Origin of the sequence: Bradyrhizobium sp. PRIMUS42 (assembly GCF_023006515.1) — a bacterium.
Taxonomy (GTDB): Bacteria; Pseudomonadota; Alphaproteobacteria; order Rhizobiales; family Xanthobacteraceae; genus Bradyrhizobium.
The window spans coordinates 1-750 of sequence record NZ_JALBGZ010001378.1 but is presented as its reverse complement, the minus strand read 5'-3'; the positions used below and the strand labels follow the sequence as shown (position 1 = coordinate 750).

Annotated in this window: 1 protein-coding gene and 1 pseudogene; both read left to right on the top strand. The window is 62.9% G+C overall.

Translation table 11 applies throughout. The features are described 5' to 3' along the window. Window positions 1–174 (top strand): annotated as a pseudogene (locus MOV75_RS40485) (DUF3482 domain-containing protein); the annotation flags it as partial. A gap of 60 nt (window positions 175–234) precedes the next feature. Next, window positions 235–588, top strand: coding sequence for a hypothetical protein (locus MOV75_RS40480; protein WP_246933026.1), 354 nt, complete (start codon window positions 235–237; stop codon window positions 586–588). The last annotated feature ends 162 nt before the right edge of the window (window positions 589–750 follow it).

The following is a 750-nucleotide window of genomic DNA, read 5'->3' as shown; positions in this document are numbered from 1 at the left end:
GGCGGCTCTGCGGCAGGTTCGGGCTCCAACTCAGCATCGACGCTCGGCACGGGCGGCTCGTCAGCCGGTGACGGCAAGAGCGGCTCGACCGTCGGCGCGGCCGGCTCGTCTGCGGGTCATGCCAGCGACAGAGGCATGGAAAAAGGCAAGGGCCACCACAAGGACAAGGATTGATGCCTTGAACGAGGAGCGGCAGCGATGCCGCTCCTTCGTCTTTGTTGGAGGAGAACTCGCATGAACAGATCAATCATTGCGATCGCAGCGTTGGCCCTGATGGGTGGCGCTGCTCAGGCAGCAACCATGGAAAAGACCGGCAAGAATGCATCGGGCGAGACCTGCAAGGTCACGGTCGAAAAACACGCCGACGGTAGCATTACCGCTGTCGGCACATCGGGTTCCGGCACGACCGGATCGACGTCGTCGAGCGGTTCGCTTTCGAGCTCGAGCTCGGCAGGCGGATCATCGGTGCATGTGCAGGCCGGCGGCGGCAACGTCTCGAGCTCGTCGTCGACGGCAGGCGGGCCTGGCTCCACCAGCGCCAGCACCATCACCGTCAATGGCTGCACGATCTCGACGTCGTCACCCTGAATTCATAGAGAGGATTGAGACATGAGAACTCTACTCACGACCTCGGCGGTCGCGCTTCTGCTTTGCCAAGAAGGACGAGACGCTCGACACCGCGCTGGAGCGGCTGTCGGATGCGGTGCGCGGACGCAAGAGGTAGATGATGAACGTCAGCCGCCCTGGTTT

Excerpts from the sequence above, each read along its gene's own strand:
- MOV75_RS40480 (WP_246933026.1), top strand. The coding sequence starts at position 235 with ATGAACAGATCAATCATTGCGATCGCAGCGTTGGCCCTGATGGGTGGC.